This window comes from Amycolatopsis sp. NPDC051071 (assembly GCF_040682875.1).
GTDB lineage: Bacteria > Actinomycetota > Actinomycetes > Mycobacteriales > Pseudonocardiaceae > Amycolatopsis.
The window spans coordinates 1-15,471 of sequence record NZ_JBFBBY010000075.1 but is presented as its reverse complement, the minus strand read 5'-3'; the positions used below and the strand labels follow the sequence as shown (position 1 = coordinate 15,471).

Annotated in this window: 17 protein-coding genes, 1 tRNA gene and 2 pseudogenes; 12 read left to right on the top strand and 8 right to left on the bottom strand. The window is 68.8% G+C overall.

What is annotated here, in order from left to right:
* The first annotated feature begins 57 nt into the window (after positions 1-57).
* Genes AB0M65_RS23385 through AB0M65_RS23365 form a run of 5 tightly spaced genes read left to right on the top strand, consistent with a single transcriptional unit; the run spans position 58 to position 4,802 of the window.
* The gene (locus AB0M65_RS23385; protein WP_364031079.1) at positions 58-1,230 is read left to right on the top strand and encodes an FAD-dependent oxidoreductase; all 1,173 of its coding nucleotides are present in this window, start codon (positions 58-60) and stop codon (positions 1,228-1,230) included.
* Positions 1,227-1,535, top strand: coding sequence for a (2Fe-2S)-binding protein (locus AB0M65_RS23380; RefSeq protein WP_364031076.1), 309 nt, complete (start codon positions 1,227-1,229; stop codon positions 1,533-1,535). The genes AB0M65_RS23385 and AB0M65_RS23380 overlap by 4 nt, the downstream gene beginning before the upstream one ends.
* Positions 1,532-2,893, top strand: a complete 1,362-nt coding sequence (locus tag AB0M65_RS23375) for an FAD/NAD(P)-binding oxidoreductase (protein ID WP_364031073.1) — start codon at positions 1,532-1,534, stop codon at positions 2,891-2,893. The genes AB0M65_RS23380 and AB0M65_RS23375 overlap by 4 nt, the downstream gene beginning before the upstream one ends.
* Positions 2,890-3,801: a dihydrodipicolinate synthase family protein gene (locus AB0M65_RS23370; RefSeq protein ID WP_364031070.1), complete on the top strand. Its 912-nt coding sequence runs from the start codon at positions 2,890-2,892 to the stop codon at positions 3,799-3,801. The genes AB0M65_RS23375 and AB0M65_RS23370 overlap by 4 nt, the downstream gene beginning before the upstream one ends.
* Positions 3,801-4,802, top strand: coding sequence for a proline racemase family protein (locus AB0M65_RS23365; RefSeq protein WP_364031067.1), 1,002 nt, complete (start codon positions 3,801-3,803; stop codon positions 4,800-4,802). Before AB0M65_RS23370 ends, AB0M65_RS23365 begins: the two co-directional genes overlap by 1 nt.
* A 14-nt stretch (positions 4,803-4,816) precedes the next feature.
* On the opposite strand, the gene AB0M65_RS23360 is transcribed toward AB0M65_RS23365, so the two are convergent.
* Genes AB0M65_RS23360 through AB0M65_RS23350 form a run of 3 tightly spaced genes read right to left on the bottom strand, consistent with a single transcriptional unit; the run spans position 4,817 to position 7,865 of the window.
* Positions 4,817-6,040, bottom strand: a complete 1,224-nt coding sequence (locus AB0M65_RS23360; RefSeq protein WP_364031064.1) for an amidohydrolase family protein — start codon at positions 6,038-6,040, stop codon at positions 4,817-4,819.
* Positions 6,037-6,477, bottom strand: coding sequence for a GAF domain-containing protein (locus AB0M65_RS23355; protein ID WP_364031061.1), 441 nt, complete (start codon positions 6,475-6,477; stop codon positions 6,037-6,039). Before AB0M65_RS23355 ends, AB0M65_RS23360 begins: the two co-directional genes overlap by 4 nt.
* Positions 6,474-7,865 carry an MFS transporter gene (locus AB0M65_RS23350; protein ID WP_364031058.1) on the bottom strand — a complete coding sequence of 464 codons (1,392 nt, stop codon included), beginning with the start codon at positions 7,863-7,865 and terminating at the stop codon, positions 6,474-6,476. The genes AB0M65_RS23355 and AB0M65_RS23350 overlap by 4 nt, the downstream gene beginning before the upstream one ends.
* Before the next feature lie 135 nt (positions 7,866-8,000).
* Between AB0M65_RS23350 and AB0M65_RS23345 the strand changes: the two genes are divergently transcribed.
* The 5 genes from AB0M65_RS23345 (at position 8,001) to AB0M65_RS23325 (ending at position 11,299) form a co-directional block, all read left to right on the top strand.
* Positions 8,001-8,927 (top strand): MurR/RpiR family transcriptional regulator, encoded by a 927-nt coding sequence (locus tag AB0M65_RS23345; protein ID WP_364031056.1) that lies wholly within the window; start codon positions 8,001-8,003, stop codon positions 8,925-8,927.
* An 80-nt stretch (positions 8,928-9,007) separates the two neighbouring features.
* Positions 9,008-9,172, top strand: a complete 165-nt coding sequence (locus AB0M65_RS23340; protein WP_364031053.1) for a hypothetical protein — start codon at positions 9,008-9,010, stop codon at positions 9,170-9,172.
* A gap of 96 nt (positions 9,173-9,268) precedes the next feature.
* A complete protein-coding gene (locus tag AB0M65_RS23335) occupies positions 9,269-9,565 on the top strand; it encodes a hypothetical protein (protein ID WP_364031050.1) in 297 nt (98 codons plus the stop codon).
* Positions 9,558-10,733, top strand: a complete 1,176-nt coding sequence (locus AB0M65_RS23330; RefSeq protein ID WP_364031047.1) for a VanZ family protein — start codon at positions 9,558-9,560, stop codon at positions 10,731-10,733. The genes AB0M65_RS23335 and AB0M65_RS23330 overlap by 8 nt, the downstream gene beginning before the upstream one ends.
* Positions 10,730-11,299: a hypothetical protein gene (locus tag AB0M65_RS23325; protein WP_364031044.1), complete on the top strand. Its 570-nt coding sequence runs from the start codon at positions 10,730-10,732 to the stop codon at positions 11,297-11,299. The genes AB0M65_RS23330 and AB0M65_RS23325 overlap by 4 nt, the downstream gene beginning before the upstream one ends.
* Here the strand turns inward: AB0M65_RS23325 and AB0M65_RS23320 are convergent.
* The 4 genes and pseudogenes from AB0M65_RS23320 to AB0M65_RS23305 all read right to left on the bottom strand — a co-directional run bounded on the left by AB0M65_RS23320 (position 11,272) and on the right by AB0M65_RS23305 (position 13,951).
* Positions 11,272-12,363, bottom strand: a complete 1,092-nt coding sequence (locus AB0M65_RS23320; RefSeq protein WP_364031041.1) for a S1 family peptidase — start codon at positions 12,361-12,363, stop codon at positions 11,272-11,274. The genes AB0M65_RS23325 and AB0M65_RS23320 overlap by 28 nt on opposite strands.
* Before the next feature lie 357 nt (positions 12,364-12,720).
* Positions 12,721-12,951: a hypothetical protein gene (locus AB0M65_RS23315; RefSeq protein ID WP_364031038.1), complete on the bottom strand. Its 231-nt coding sequence runs from the start codon at positions 12,949-12,951 to the stop codon at positions 12,721-12,723.
* Between the two features lie 243 nt (positions 12,952-13,194).
* Positions 13,195-13,329 (bottom strand): annotated as a pseudogene (locus tag AB0M65_RS23310) (BlaI/MecI/CopY family transcriptional regulator); the annotation flags it as partial.
* A gap of 7 nt (positions 13,330-13,336) precedes the next feature.
* Positions 13,337-13,951, bottom strand: a complete 615-nt coding sequence (locus tag AB0M65_RS23305; RefSeq protein WP_364031035.1) for a DUF2238 domain-containing protein — start codon at positions 13,949-13,951, stop codon at positions 13,337-13,339.
* Between the two features lie 281 nt (positions 13,952-14,232).
* Here AB0M65_RS23305 and AB0M65_RS23300 point away from each other — a divergent pair, with 281 nt between their 5' ends.
* The gene (locus AB0M65_RS23300) at positions 14,233-14,577 is read left to right on the top strand and encodes a hypothetical protein (protein ID WP_364031032.1); all 345 of its coding nucleotides are present in this window, start codon (positions 14,233-14,235) and stop codon (positions 14,575-14,577) included.
* Between the two features lie 247 nt (positions 14,578-14,824).
* Here the strand turns inward: AB0M65_RS23300 and AB0M65_RS23295 are convergent.
* A pseudogene (locus AB0M65_RS23295) lies at positions 14,825-14,968 on the bottom strand (D-galactonate dehydratase); the annotation flags it as partial.
* 182 nt (positions 14,969-15,150) lie between these two features.
* Here AB0M65_RS23295 and AB0M65_RS23290 point away from each other — a divergent pair.
* Positions 15,151-15,224 (top strand) — tRNA-Pro (locus AB0M65_RS23290).
* The last annotated feature ends 247 nt before the right edge of the window (positions 15,225-15,471 follow it).

The window sequence follows — 15,471 nt, the reverse complement described above, 5'->3', positions numbered from 1 at the left end:
TCTTCCAGGGAAGAACCTACGCTCCGATCGTTCGCTTTACCGAACGCTGGAGGGTCGATGAACCGAACGCGCGTGGTCGTACTCGGCGCGGGCATCATCGGCGCCGCGTGCGCCCGTGAGCTCAGCCGGGCGGGCTTCGACGTCGTGGTCGTCGACAGGGGCCGTCCAGCCGGCGGCACCACCTCCCACGGTGAAGGCAATGTTCTCGTCTCCGACAAGGGACCGGGTGCCGAACTCGAACTCGCCAAACTGTCGGTGCGGTTGTGGCCGCGGGTGGTCGCCGAGATCGCCGACGAGGACGCGCACGCCGCCTCGGCGATGGAGTACGACCCCAAGGGCGGCATCGTGGTCGCCACGACCGACGACGGCGCCCGCGCCCTCACCGCGTTCGCCGAGACGCAAGCCGGTGTCCGCGCGGAACCGTTGTCCCCCAAGGAACTCGCGGCCGCCGAACCCGCGCTGACCCGCGACGTCACCACCGCACTCCACTATCCGGAGGACGCTCAGGTCCAGCCCGCGGGCGCGACGCTCGCCCTGCTGGCTTCCGCACTGCGCCACGGCGCCCGGTTGCGTACCGATACCGAGGTCGTCGGCGTGACTGTCCACAGTGGCCGGATCACCGGGGTTCGCGTACCGGGCGAGATCATCGAGGCCGACGTCGTCGTCAACGCGGCGGGACCATGGGCAGGGCAGGTGTCGGCGCTCCTCGGTGCCCCGATCGCGGTCCGGCCACGCCGGGGCGAGGTGCTGGTCACCATGCCGATGCCCGGCGTGGTGCGCCACAAGGTCTACGACGCCGATTATGTCGGAGCGGTCGGTGCCGATTCAGGCGACCTGCGAACCTCCGCCGTCGTCGAATCGACCTGGGGCGGTACCGTGCTGATCGGCTCGTCCCGGCGCCGGGTCGGCTTCGACGACACGATCCGCCCCGACGTCCTGAGCGCCATCGCGGCCAAGGCACTGCGGCTCTTCCCGTCGCTCGCCGACGCCGCGATCATGCGGGCCTACGGTGGTTTCCGGCCCTATGTGGACGATCACCTCCCCGTGCTCGGCGAGGATCCGCGGCTGGGGAACCTGTGGCACGCCACCGGACACGAGGGTGCCGGTATCGGGCTGAGCGTGGGCACCGCGTGGTTGCTGCGCGAACTGCTCACCGGCGCCGAACCCGCGATGCCGGTCGGCGAGTTCACCGTGGATCGTCCGGCGGTACTGGCGGAGGTGGCCGGATGAGCGCGTGGCTGTTTCCCCGTGACCGGGATCCGGTGGGCCGCACCGACTTCCCGATCCGGATCACCGTCGACGGCGAACCCGTGTCCGGGATCGCGGGCCAGAGTGTGGCGGGTGTCCTGCTCGCCGCCGGGCGGACGTCGTGGCGTACCACGCGTTCCGGCGCGCCCCGCGGTGTCTTCTGCGGTATCGGCGCGTGTTTCGACTGCGTGCTCACGGTCAACGACGTGCCCGACGTCCGCGCCTGCCGTCGTCCGGCCGCCGACGGTGACGAAATCCGTACCCAGTCCCGGGTGGAGGGAGGATGAGGCAGGTGGTGATCGTCGGCGCCGGACCCGCCGGGCTCGCGGCGGCCGAGCACGCGCTGCTGGCCGGCGCCCGGGTCACGGTGCTGGATCAGGCCGACGCTCCCGGCGGCCAGTACCACCGCATGCTGCCCGGCACTTTCGCCGCACGGCGGCCGGACCGGGTCCAGCACGGCTGGCGGGAGTTCGACCGGCGTCGTCGCGTTCTCGATCACCCGCGCTGCCGGTGGTGGCCCGGCTCCACGGTCTGGGCGCTGGACCGCCCGGAGAACCGGGTGCACGTGCTGCGGGGGCAGCCCGACGGCGGCGGACGGCGGCGGCTGACCCTCGACCCGGACGCGCTGATCCTGGCGACCGGTGCCCACGACCGCACCCTGCCGTTCCCCGGCTGGGAACTACCCGGCGTGTACACCGCGGGTGCGGCGCAGGCACTGGCCAAGGGGGAGCGGGTCGCGATCGGTCGGCGGGTGCTCGTCGCCGGTGCCGGACCGTTCCTCTTGCCGGTCGCGGAATCACTGCTGGGCGTCGGGGCCGAGGTGGTCGCGGTGCTGGAAGCAAACCCGTTCGCGACCGTCCTGAAAGGATGGTCGGCGCGCCCGTGGCTGCTCGCCACCCAGCCGGGCAAGGCCGGAGAACTCGCGCGCTATGCCGCCACGCTGGCGCGGCATCGGGTCCCGTACCGATCGGGCCGGGCCGTCATCGAAGCACGCGGAGCCGACCGCGTCCGCGAGGTCGTCACCGCCAAGGTCCGCGCGGACTGGTCGGTCGTCCCCGGAACCGAACGGACGTACGAGGTCGACGCGGTTTGCGTCGGGCACGGCTTCGTTCCCCAGCCCGAACTCGCCGTCGCGGCAGGCTGCGTCCTGGACGGCGGCTTCGTCCGCGTCGACGGCGACCAGCGCACCACAGTGGACGGTGTCTTCGCCGCGGGTGAGATCACCGGGATCGGCGGCGCCGTCACTTCCGCGGCCGAAGGCGCCGTGGCCGGATGCGTCGCCGCGGGCGGCATTCCGGGCCGGGCACTGATCCGCGCCCGCGACCGGGCACTGACCTTCGCCGAACGGCTCGCGACCGCGCACCCGATCGGCCTGGCCTGGCGCGGCTGGCTCGGTGAGGACACGATCGTCTGCCGTTGCGAGGAAACCACCTACGGCGAGCTCACTCGCGCGGTCCGAGACCCGGCCTGCCCCGGCTCGCACGCGCTGAAACTCGGCACCCGTGCCGGACTCGGCCCGTGCCAGGGCCGGATCTGCGGCACCACCGTGTCCGAACTCCGCGGCGGAGCCGAACGGCACCATCGCCCGATCGCCCAGCCGATCCGGCTTGGCGAACTCGCCGAACCGAAGGAGACCTCCGCATGAGCACCCCCGACCTCGGTGGCGTCGTCGTCGCGACCGCCCTCCCGTACCGGGTGGACGAGTCGGCGCCCGCCGGCCTGGCCGTGGACTACGACGCCTACGCCGCGCACTGCCGGTGGCTGATCGACAACGGCTGCCGGGGCGTCGGCCCGAACGGTTCGCTCGGCGAGTACTCCTCGCTCGCCGACGACGAGCGCCGCCGGGTCGCCCGCACCGCGATCGAGACCGTCGGCGAGGACGGGATCGTCGTCGTCGGCGTGCACGGCCCCGGATCGCACCAGGCCAGGCACTGGGCGGAGGCCGCGGCCGAGGACGGCGCCGGCGGCCTCTTGTGCCTGCCGCCGACGATGTACCGCGCGAATCGCGGCGAGGTACTGGCCCACTTCGAGGCGGTGGCGTCGGTCGGGCTGCCGGTCATGGTCTACAACAACCCCATCGACACCAAGGTCGATCTCACTCCCGAGCTGCTGGCCGAGATCGCCGCGATCGACAACGTGGTGGCGGTCAAGGAGTTCTCCGGCGACGTCCGGCGGGTGCTGGAGATCCGTGAGCAGGCGCCGGGGCTGGACGTGATCAGCGGCGCCGACGACGTCGTGCTGGAAAGCCTGCTGATGGGCGCGACGGGCTGGTTCGCCGGTTTCCCGAACGTGTTCCCCGCAGAATCGGTGCGCTTGTTCGAACTGGCGACGTCCGGGAAACTCGAGGAGGCACGGGCGCTGTACGAACCGCTGGTGGCCGCGTTCCGCTGGGACTCGCGGACCGAGTTCGTCCAGGCCATCAAGTTCGGCATGGACCTCGTCGGGCGCTACGGTGGGCCGTGCCGTCCGCCGCGTGGGCCGCTGACCGACGAGCACCGCGAGCAGGTCCGCGCGGACATGGGCCGCGCGCTCGCCTCGCTGGGGGTGGCGTAGTGCGTTCGATCCGGTCGATCACCGCCGTCGACTCGCATACCGAGGGCATGCCGACGCGGGTGGTGACCGGCGGGGTCGGCGTCATCCCCGGCGACACCATGGCTGAACGGCGCCGGTACTTCATGGCGCATCTGGACCACCTGCGGCAGTTCCTGATGAACGAGCCGCGCGGCCATTCCGCGATGAGCGGCGCCATCCTGCAGCCGCCTGCCTGCCCCGACGCCGACTGGGGCGTCGTCTACATCGAGGTGTCGGGTTGCCTGCCGATGTGCGGGCACGGCACGATCGGCGTGGCGACCGTGCTGGTGGAGACCGGCATGGTCGAGGTGACCGAACCGAAGACCGTGGTGCGTCTGGACACCCCCGCCGGACTCGTGCACGCGGAGGTCGACGTCCGCGACGGCCGTGCCGAGCGGGTCAAACTACGCAATGTCGCGTCGTTCCTTGCGGAACGCGATGCCGTCGTCGAGGTGCCAGGACTCGGTGAGGTGCGCTACGACCTGGCCTACGGCGGCAACTTCTACGCCATCCTCGAACTGTCCGAAGTGGACATCCCGTTCGAACGCGCGGAGAAGGACCGGATCCTCGCCGCGGGGCTGGACATCATGGCGGCGATCAACGACCAGCGCCCGCCGAAGCATCCGGCCGATCCGCTGATCGGTGGCTGCAAACACGTCCAGTTCCTCGCTCCGGGGTCGGACGCCCGCGCGTCGCGGAACGCCATGGCCATCCACCCCGGCTGGTTCGACCGATCGCCGTGCGGCACCGGAACCTCGGCGAGGATGGCGCAACTGCACGCCCGCGGCGAGCTTCCGCTGAACACGCCGTTCGAGAACAGCTCGTTCATCGGCACCACCTTCACCGGTGAACTGGTCGCCGAGACCACCGTCGGCGGCGTTCCCGCCGTGGTGCCGGAGTTCTCGGGGCGGGCGTGGATCACCGGCAACGCCACCTACCTGCTCGACCCGGACGACCCGTTCCCCGCCGGATTCGTCCTCTAGGTCGTGGGTCACCCTCACGAGCCTGAGACCACTGTCCCGCCCTGGATCACGTGCCGGAAACGTGACGGTTCGGCCAGCACCCCGATGTCCGCCAGCGGATCCCGGTCGACGACGAGCAAATCCGCGTGCGCGCCCGGGGCCAGCGTGCCGATCTCACCGGTCAGGTTCAGCAGGTCCGCCGCGGCCGACGTCGCGGAGCGGAGGACGTCCAATGCGGGCTGGACCTCGCCGCGCAGCCGGAATTCGTGGTTCTGGTGCCGGTGCATGCCGCCGAGGAGATCGCTGCCGTAGACCAGTTTCACCCCGCCTCGCGCGGCGCGTTCCAGTGCCGCCATGCCCGCTCCGAGCACGTCGTCGACCTTGCGCCAGCTCGATTCCGGCAGGCCGTGCTCGCGCCCTTCCTCCTTCAGCGCCCAGTAGGTGACCAAAGTAGGCACGAGGAAAGCGTCGTGGCGCAGGAACAGTTCGACACTGAGGTCGTCGATCAGGTTGCCGTGCTCGATCGACCGGACACCCAGTTCCAGCGCGCGGTTCACGGCGCGGGCGGTGTAGGCGTGCGCGGCCACGTAACGGTTCGCCGCCTCCGCCTCCTCGACGATGGCGCGCAGTTCCTCCGCGGAGTACTGGACCGAATCGACGCGGTCGGTGGGGGAGGCGACGCCGCCGGAGGCCATCACCTTGATGTGGTGCGCCCCCTTGCGCAGTTCGTCGCGTGCCGCCGCGCGGACCGCGTCGACACCGTCGGCCACCCGGCCGAGACCGGCGCAGCACGGATGATCGTCGCTGGCGTTGGCGCCGCGGGTGCGGCTGTCGCCGTGCCCGCCGGTCTGGCTCAGCGCCCGACCGCAGAACAGCAGCCGCGGACCCCGGAACAAGCCTTCGGCCTGTGCGTCGGCGAGACCGTAGTCGGCACCCGACGCGTCGCGGACGGTGGTGAAGCCACGGTCCAGCATCCGGCTCATCGTCCTGGCGCTGTGCGCGGCCACATAGGACGGTGACGACGCCGGGAGCGAGCCGAGATCCGCCGTCGACGCGGTCACGTGCACATGCGCGTCGACGAGACCGGGCAGCACGACGGCACCGCGCAGGTCTTCGGTCCGTACGTCACCGGCGGTGGTGGTGAGACCCGGGCCGGTCTCGACGATCCGGCCGTCCTCACATCGCAGGTCGCCCTCGGTGTACTCGCCCTTGACCGGGTCGAGCAGGCGGGCGTTGCGCAGCAGCAGTGATCCGTTCACCAGGTCTCCTTCAGTTCGCGCAGGGCCGGGACGGCCAACGGTGCCAGAGACACGGCAGCCTCGACGGACGCGTCGTCGTAGCTGCCCTCGGCGTCGAGGATGTTGAGGACGCCGAGCGTGTTCCCGTCGTCGTCCACCACGGGCACGTTGATCACCGCGCCGCAGCCGAGTCCGGCGATCAGGTCGTGGTCGGCGAAGATCTCCCGCACCGCCGCGCTGTCCGCCCCGAAGTAGGGTTCTTGCCCGGTGACGCACCGCGCCAGCCAGCCCGCGGCCACCTCGACGGTCTTCTCACCGCCCACCGGGTACTCGCGCGGATGGCTGCTGTGCACCCGCCGCAACGCCTGCCGTTCGGGCACCCACGCCAGCACGGTGAACAGCCGCACGCCGATCGTCGCGCGGGTCTTGTCCTCCACAGTGGACAGTGAGACGGTCATTTCATCATCTCCTTCGCGGTCGCCGCGGGGGCGCCGTGTTCGGTGAGTTCTTCCAGGGACCGGCCGGCGGTGGAGAGGCCGAACACGATTACGACCACCACCCCGGCCGCCAGCACGGCGGTGGTCATGCCGAAGACGCCGGCGAACCCGAGGCTCGCCGCCGAAAGGCCGATGATCGTCGGGGCCAGGATGCTGCCGACCCGGCCGAACGCGCTGGACAGCCCGGTCCCGCTGGCGCGGATCCAGGTCGGGAACACCTCGGGGGTGTAGGAGTACACGCCGGCGTAGGTGCCGTTGAGGAAGAACGACAGCACCGCCCCGGCGAGGGTGATCGACCAGGCCGCGTCCATCTGGCTCAGCCAGAACGCGCTCACCGCCGACCCCGCGAGGTACAACGCGATGGTGTGCTTGCGGTCGAGCCGTTCGGAAAGCCAGGCGGCGGAGAAGTACCCGGGGATCTGGGCCAGATAGATGATGATCGAGAACTCGAAGCTCTTCGTCACGGTGATCCCGCGTTCGATGAGCAGCGTCGGGATCCAGGAGAAGAAACCGTAGTAGGAGAACGTGATCACGAACCAGACGGTCCAGATCACCGCCGTCCGGCGCGCCATCGCCGGGCTCCACAGGAACTTCAGCGCGCTGAAGAGGTTGACCTTCGGCGTCTCGGTCACCGGCTGGACATCGGTCTCGGTGACCGGCGGAAGTGTTTCCCCGGTCGCCTTTTCGACGTCTCGCTCCAGCTTCGCGACGATCTTCTCGGCTTCGTCGTGACGTCCGTTCGCGACCAGGAAGCGTGGTGACTCCGGCAGGGACCGGCGCCACCACAGCAGCATGACGATCGGCAACGCCGTGATCAGCTGCGCGACACGCCAGCCCTCCGGCACCGTCGGGACGATGAACCGGCCGATCAGTGCGGCCATGACGAACCCGAACGAGAAGAACCCGGCCAGCGCGCCGACGAACCAGCCGCGTCGTTTGGCGGGGACGAACTCGGACAGGAACGGCGCGATGATCGCGCTTTCGGCGCCCGCGCCCGCCCCGGCCAGTACGCGTGCTCCCAGGAAGACCTCGTAATTCGGGGAGAACGCGGCGATCACCGAGAACACCGCGTAGAAGGCCAGCGCGTACATCATGACCTTCTTGCGGCCGATGCGGTCGCCGAGCAGGCCGGCGGCGATCGCGCCGAAGAGGAAGCCGAACGGTGTCGCCGAACCGATCAGCCCGAGCTGTCCGTTGTCGAGTCCCCATGCGGCTTTCGCGCTGGGCAGGAGGAAGGCGACGACGGCGGAGTCCATGCCGTCGAAGGTGTAGCCGAGCCCGCCGATGAACAGAAGCAGGTAATGGGGACGGCTCAGCGGAAGCCGGTCCAGTCGTGCCAGAAGCGTCATGGGGAACGCCTTCCGTGGTTCGGGCGACGAGGAGTGCGGACAACGTATACTGCGTTTCAGTAAAACTGCAATGGTTGTTGCAAGTGGTTTGGTGAGCACGATGCGTTACCGTGGCGCGGTCGAGGGAGGGTACGCGTGACAGAGACGGGAACCGACGACGGTTTCGAGGCGTGGCTTCGGGATCGGACGCCGGAACGCGGACTGCGGCCGAAGTCGGCGGCCGTGCTCGAAGTACTGGTTTCCCAGCCCCGGCGGGCGTCATTCGGTTCGACGGCGGAGCTCGCCCAGCTCGCCGGGGTCAACGTCGCCACCGTCACCCGCACCGCGCAGGCACTGGGATTCGCCGGCTGGCCCGCCCTGCAACAGGAACTGCGCGCGCGGTACATGTCGTCGCTGAGCGCACCGCAGGTCGCCGAGGAACACCGGGACGTCGACTCGCCTGGTTCGGCGTCACTGCGCCGCGACCTCGACAGCCTCGCCCTGCTGAACCGGCGGTTCGACGAAGACGAGATCCGCAACGTCGCACAGGCCGTCGCCGCCGCGCGCCGCACTGTCGTCATCGCCGACGGTAGCTACGCCGCCGTCGGGATCGCCTTCGCGCACAACGCGCGGCTGGCGGGCTACGACGTCCACGCGATCACCGCCGGCGACGCCGAACTCGCCAACGCGACAGCGAAACTGACCGGCGAGGACGTGCTGATCGCGATCAGTTTCTGGCGCCTGTACGAAAGCACCGTGCTCGCCGCGAACGAGGCCAAGGCCAGGGGAGCGCGTGCGTTCGCGATCACCGACGCGGCCAGTCCCGCGCTGGCGGGCGCCGTCGAGCAGGTGCTGATGGTGCCTGCCGAGGGTGTGACGTTCTTCCCGTCGCTGACCGCCGGGATGAGCCTGGTGCAGGCCATCGTCGCGCAACTCGCCGCCGTCGATCCCGTCCGTACCGGCGAATCCATCGAGGCGGCCGAGGCCATGTGGTCGCGGTTCGATTTACTGCATCGCCGTCCGGGGTCGGCCGAACGGCCGGTGCCGAAAAGGCCGACCGGTCGAGGCTTGTCCGCCGGATGACCGATCCGCCGGACCCCGTTGCCAAGCGATCCTGGTTCCAGGCCGCTTGAAACGGGTGGCACGGGATCGAGGAGGCAGAAATGGCGATCATCGAAACTTTGGGTGCGTACGCCGGGCTCATCCTGCTGGCGCTGATGGCGGTGACCCCGCTGCTGCTCGACCTCGATCAGCGGTTGCCGGTCACCCGCGAGGCGAAGGCGGCCGAACGGGAACGCCCGTTGCCCGCCAAGCTCGCCTCGGCGTGACGCGGAGCACAGTTATCCGCAGGGGCGTACCTCGCGTGAGTGATTCAAACACCCTCGGTTCGTAACTTTGCGTCGCGTTATGAAACGCTGAGTGACGTGACCGTGGATTGCTGCTCCAACGCGAAGCCCGTCGACGCCTTCGCGGAGTTTCGAAGGAACGTCGACGAACTGACCCAGGCTTTCATCGACGCCCGCTGCCAAGGTCGCAGCCCTGGCGACGCGACCCTCGATCTGTTGCAACGGGTCCACCGCGAAGATCGCAATTGGGTCGTCGTCCACCTGACGTTCGCGATCGCCGCTCTCGCCCACCAGCGCGCACTGGACGCCGTCACCCGGCCAGGTGGCGTAACGGGTGCGCCGGAGCGAGCGTTGTTAACTTCCGCGAGTGACTGATCCGACCATCTCCGCCGTCATCGCGGTGTTCGCGGGTTTCGCGCTCGCGATCGTGCTGGCGGTTCCCTACCTCGCGGCGAGCTACCGGCGCCGCGGCGAGGTCGGGCTCTGGCGGGTACTGCTGGTCTTCGGGTTCCTGGTCTACGCGATGTCCTTGTGGACGTACACGTTGCTGCCCGTCCCGCGGACGACCGCGGGATGGTGCGCCGAACACGCGGCGAGTCACCTGCAACTGCGACCGTTCCAGTTCCTCGCCGACATCCGCCGCGAACAAACGGGCACCGGTCTCCGGTCGTTCCCGCGCAATCCCGCCGTCCAGCAGGCGGTGTTCAACGTCGCGTTGTTCGTGCCACTGGGCATGTTCCTCCGGCATTTGTTCCGCCGGAACTTCTTGAGCACCGTCGCCATCGGCTTCGTGGTCTCGCTGTTCATCGAAACCACGCAGTTCACCGGCGTCTGGTTCCTGTTCGAATGCCCGTACCGGCTGGCCGACGTCGATGACCTGCTGACCAACACCCTGGGCGCCGCCATCGGCTTCGGCCTCGCGCCCTTGTTTCGGTTGCTGCCGGGAAAGGAGCCGTCGGCGCCGCCGGAAATGCCCCGGCCGGTCACCGCGCGCCGACGTCTGCTTGGGATGGCGGTCGATCTCCTGTCCGTCGTGCTGCTGGGCACGACCATCGGGATCGTGACGATCGTGCTGGTGGGCGAACCGAACACGGTGGTCTCGGCCCTGATCACCACGCTGCTGCCCGCGCTCCTGTTGCTGTTCGTCATTCCGCTCGCGGGCGACGGCGCCAGCTTCGGACAGCGGGTGGTGCTGCTGCGCCCGGTCGGGCCGGACGGCGGCAAACCCGCGGTGTGGCGGATGATCCTGCGGTTCCTGGCCGGTTCCGGCGGCTACTTCACCCTGCTCACCCTGGCTTCCGCGGTCAACGGCGGCTTCGAGCCGCTGGCGAACCTGCTGTTCTTCGTCAGCGGCATCCTCGCGATCCGGCCGCAAGGCCACAAAGGACTGTCCGGTCTCATCGCCGGTCTGCGGGTCGTCGACGCGCGGGCGCTCGACGGGGCTGACCAGCCGCCCGCCTTTGACGCGTCCGCCCTTGACACGCCCACCCTTGACACGCAGCCCTGCGGGGAGGAGTCGCGAAAGCCACTTTCGCGACCTTGAACGCACCCGATCGGGTCGTTCCCGCCGTCCGGGTGAGTCATTCCGCCGGTCGCCGGTGGCGGACCGGAACACTCCTCGCGGTGGACGTGGAGTCGATGGATGACGTGGCCGACTGCTTGCTGTCGGTGGCCTGGAAGATTTTCCCGCTGAGGGGAAAGCCGCCCGCGTGCCCGGAAACCCGCGCGGAGGAGATCCGGTGCTTCCTCGTCGACGCGTGCCACGGCGCGGGAATGCGTGCCAGGGAATGGGCGGGCGCGCACGGGGCGGGCACCGAGGCCGACCACCATCCGTTCCTGCGGCTGGCGGAGGTCTGCGCGGACGCGAACCTCTACCTGGACATGGTTTCCGGCATCCTGGTGGTGGATCCGGAACGCGTCCATCGCCGGTGGTCCGAAATCGAGGCACTGGTCCACGAGGCCCGCGGTCTGGCCGAACGCGTCACCGAATTCCTCGACAGTCAGGCGGGTGACGGCGGCGCGTTGGTCGTGTGTGGCGATTCGGGTCAGACCCGAATCGCCACTCACGACCAGCCGCGGGATCAGTCCTTTTCGAGGGTCAGGTCGTAGCGGTTCAGCACCTCCTTGACGGGCTGGAAGAAGGTTGTCCCGCCTTCGTCGCAGTTCCCGGAACCACCCGAGGTCATGCCCTGGGCCTGCACCAGCTTCGTGCCGGAGCCCGACGAGGGACGGCTGACGTACGAACCACCGGAGTCGCCGGGTTCGGCACACGCGCTGGTCTGGGTGAGGCCCCTCACGACGTTCCCGTTGCCGTAGTTCACGGTCTGGTTCAGCGCTTCCACCCGGCCGCACTGCCAATGGGTGGTGATCCCGGACCGGCAGATCTTGCCGCCGACCCCGACGACGTCGGCGCCCTCGATCCGGACATCCGTACCGTCCTCGTACCGGTCGACCCGCGGCGGCGTCGAAACGTCGCTATGGGTCACCTTGATGGTGCCGTAGTCGTTGCCGGGGAAGGACGATTTCGCGACGTTGCCGATCGTGCCGTCGACGCCGCGTACCGTGCCGCCGAGTTCGGTGCAGTGGCCGGCGGTGATCACGTAATGATCGTCGTCGTCATAGGCGTTGAACCCGACGGAGCAGGCGCCGCCGTTGAAATAGAGCCCCTGGCCGCCGATCACATTCCACAATGGCCGCGGTGCGCTCTTCACCTGTTCCACCCGGACCGGGACCCCGGCCGCCGCGACCCAGGCCCGACCGGCCGGATCGCCGCCGACGACACTGACCACGACCTCGTTCGCGGGCGCGTCGACATACCAGCCCGCGACCGAAGCGGGCAAGCCCGCGGTTCTGTTGTCCAATGTGGACTGGATCTTCTTCAGTTCGGCGGAACTGTGGCGGACCACCTTCGGGATCGCGCCCGCCGCCCGGATTCGCGCCGAAGCGCTTGAGTCGGTGGTGCCGACGACCAGTCGGCCGGTCGTCGTGTCCAGCCAGGATCCGGCGAACGCGGAACCGAGGGAACCGTCGAGTTTCTCCTGCGCGGCGGCCAGAACGGCCGGGCTCGCCGCTTCGTTCAGGACAGTGGCCGCCGATGCCGGGGTGGCGAAAGCGGTGACCGCCGCGGCGGCACCGGCCAGTGCCGTCATTGTGCGCAGAGGACGTCGTATCACGAAAACCTCCATGGATTGCGAAATTCGTTGCGGGGTGAGTGCTGGAGACGCACTCCTTAATCGACGTTACGACCGTGCGTGCTCGCTGAATGCCGCCGTTTGAGTAGCGCTGACAATTCGCCTTTCCGGCGCAACGAACCGGCGGTTTCGCGGCATTGCTCACTCGTGTGAGTGGGACTTGCCCGATTTACCGTCCCCGACTCGTCCACGGCACACGACAATCCGCGACGTTCGTGCGGCATTCGGGAAATGCCGCGCTTCCGGCCGGGAGCGGGCCGTCACCTGATGGTGTCCGCGCTGAACCCGTTCGTCGGCATTGATGACGAACGGGTCTCTTTCGTTCATACGCGTCTCGGCTCACCAGCAGGAAACGAGCCCTGCCGTGAACATCAGGCCGACGGTGAGGACGGGGGCGGCGAGTAGTGCGAGGGTTCCGCCTGCGACGGCCCGCACCCGTTCCGGGAACCGGGCCGGTGGAATGCTCCGCCAGCCACCGCCAACGGATCGCGGTGTCACCCTCGGCCGGTCGTCGGGCACCCACAGTGTCGGGATCGGCCGGGAGTCGCGGGTGCCCGCCAGCCGGAGCACGTCCAGATGACGCCGGTGCAGGCAGTCGTGGAGGATCCGCGTGATCGCCGCGGCGCGTCCGTGGTCCGGCAGCGCGAGCAGGGGGACGGCGCCGAGAGTGCCGACGATGATCCCGGGCCGCGGTCAGCGACCACCAGGCGATCGCCGTCCCCGGGCTGATCCCGCCGTCGGTCAGCCTGCCGAGCAGCCGGGGTGAGAACCAGCCGATTACCACGACACCGAGCAGGAGTACCGCCGCCAAGATCATCGCTTGCCGGGCTTCCGGCGCAGTGTCCGCCGCAGGATGTCCGACTCCTCTTCGGTGACCGAGCGCGCGAAATGCAGGAGCATCGACTCGCGGTCGTCCGAAGTGTCGAGGAGTTCGCGAAGGCTTTGCGCGGGGGTGTCAAGCGAGCGCGAGCTGGCGATCGTGCACCCGGCGCCAGACCAGCGACGAAAGGACCGCGCCGCACAGGCAGAGGAACAAGTCCCACTGGGTGTCCCAGACGTCGCCTTGAGTGGCGAGGAAGGCGTCCGCGCCCGCTCCGGCGAGGAGCGCGCTGAACCATTCCACGAACTCGAAACAGGCCCCGATCGCCAAGCAGACGCAGACGGTCAGGAACCTGACCCAGCCACCGGGCCGCAGCGGAGTCCGGCGCAGGAGCACCTCTCGTACGGCGATCGCGGGTACGAACCCCTGCATGAAATGTCCGAGCCGGTCGTAATTGTTCCGCTGGGTCCCCAGTAGTTCCTGCGCCCATTCCCCGAGCGGGGTCTCGGCGTAGGTGTATTGCCCGCCGTAACACAGCACGAGCGCGTGCAGCACCAGCAGCCAGCAAAGCAGGCGTGTCAACGGAAAACTCTTACGCAGCGCCAGCACCAACGGCAACCCGGCGAGCACCCAGACGACTTCCAGGAACCACGTGCCGAGTGATTTGGCCTGCAGCCCGGTCACGACGAGTGCCACGAGCACCACGCCGGCCAGCAGCGTGCCTTCGACCCGGCCGACTCCCCGCACCATCCGAAAACCCTACAGCGGGGTGATCGCCGTCGCCGATCTACTTGTAGTGGGCGCGCGGCGGCCGCGGATCCGCCCGCGGTCATCCGGCAGGAACTGCCCGAACCGGTGAACGCCGTCTTCGGAGCGCAGGCAGGTACGAAGCCACCCGCGAATCCTGATCGAAGATCCGCCGTCTCGACGGCCGCACTCATGCAGGTGACCCACGAACGGCTGAGATCGGTGGGACTTCGCGGCAAATGCGGGACGGTGGAGAAGTCTTGCACGCCAGTGAAAGGGATCCGATGCGTCTGTACAAGACTCTGCTTGCCTTGATCAGCGCCGTGGGGCTGGTGGCCGCCGTTCCGGCGATCGCGACCGCCTCCGAGGGCGAGTTCACTTACCACTACTACGACGAGGACGGGGAAATCCAGAGAGGGGAGCTGGAAGACCCGCCCAGCGGTGTGTGCGTGAATATCCCCGAGGTCATCGACTTCTACGACACCTATGCCTTCCGGCCGCACAACAACACCGACAGCAGCGCGACCGTGTTCAGGAACGGCAACTGCGATGGAGATGCCTACTACACACTCCGGCCGGGAGGTCGCGCTTCGGATCGGCTGCTCCTCCGCTCGGTGGTATTCAGCTGAGACCTGTCTTGGCTGTCCCGAAGGGCCCCTTGTGGGCACCTGGCACTTACCGCAAGTAGTCGCCTGCCAGCGGAAGTACATGAAGGCCCCCTTCCTTGCGCCTATGTACAGGAAGGGGGCCTTCATGTACTTGGCAAGGTGTGAAGGTCGAGTTTCTGCGGCTGAGCCGAGGGAAGGAGTCCTTCACGCGCCGTCGTCGTGGCTGGGAATGTCGTTGAGGCCACAGTGCTGCCTCGCCGCCATAGGTCAGCGCCTGGTCGTAGCCTGCCGGTGCACTGGAGAGCACCGGGCCGCCGCGATAGGAGCCACCGCGGCGCAAGACCTTCCAGTGGCCTTCGATCAGGAGCGGGCCGCGGCCGATGAGCAGTTCCGCGAGTTCGTGCACCGCGGCGCTCTCCTGGCAGGCCCTCACGCACGCCGACAACCCACAGTGACTCCGTGAGGGCCGCCCGATTGCGGCATGGCGGCCCTCACGATCTGTTTTCCCAGGTCAGACACGCAGTTACCCCTGGTTGCAAGCCCGGATTCGGGACCCGCTAAAGTACTCACATCGCACTCCACGGAGCGCGGGTCCGGGCTGTGGCGCAGTTTGGTAGCGCACTTGACTGGGGGTCAAGGGGTCGCAGGTTCGAATCCTGTCAGCCCGACCGGAAGACGAAGGCCGCCTGGCCGGGGTGAAAACCCTGGCCGGGCGGCCATTCTTCATTCTGGCGTCGATCTTGCGCGGCACTTCCCCGAAGTACATGAAGGCCCCCTTCCTGTACCTAGGCGCCAGGGCCCCGGCAAAGTCGGTTGTGGTTGGTTGGTGGTCAGAGTCCGAGTAGTTGTAGTGGTCGGGTGTGGTCGCGGGCGTTGTGGCGTAGTCCGGCGGCGATGTTGGGGTGGCCGGTCAGT

Bases quoted from the DNA above. Each gene is read 5' to 3' on its own strand.
- AB0M65_RS23375 (WP_364031073.1), top strand. From the start codon at position 1,532: ATGAGGCAGGTGGTGATCGTCGGCGCCGGACCCGCCGGGCTCGCGGCG.
- AB0M65_RS23380 (WP_364031076.1), top strand. From the start codon at position 1,227: ATGAGCGCGTGGCTGTTTCCCCGTGACCGGGATCCGGTGGGCCGCACC.
- AB0M65_RS23340 (WP_364031053.1), top strand. From the start codon at position 9,008: ATGGCGATCATCGAAACTTTGGGTGCGTACGCCGGGCTCATCCTGCTG.
- AB0M65_RS23350 (WP_364031058.1), bottom strand. From the start codon at position 7,865: ATGACGCTTCTGGCACGACTGGACCGGCTTCCGCTGAGCCGTCCCCAT.
- AB0M65_RS23355 (WP_364031061.1), bottom strand. From the start codon at position 6,477: ATGACCGTCTCACTGTCCACTGTGGAGGACAAGACCCGCGCGACGATC.
- AB0M65_RS23370 (WP_364031070.1), top strand. From the start codon at position 2,890: ATGAGCACCCCCGACCTCGGTGGCGTCGTCGTCGCGACCGCCCTCCCG.
- AB0M65_RS23305 (WP_364031035.1), bottom strand. From the start codon at position 13,951: ATGGTGCGGGGAGTCGGCCGGGTCGAAGGCACGCTGCTGGCCGGCGTG.
- AB0M65_RS23300 (WP_364031032.1), top strand. From the start codon at position 14,233: ATGCGTCTGTACAAGACTCTGCTTGCCTTGATCAGCGCCGTGGGGCTG.
- AB0M65_RS23385 (WP_364031079.1), top strand. From the start codon at position 58: ATGAACCGAACGCGCGTGGTCGTACTCGGCGCGGGCATCATCGGCGCC.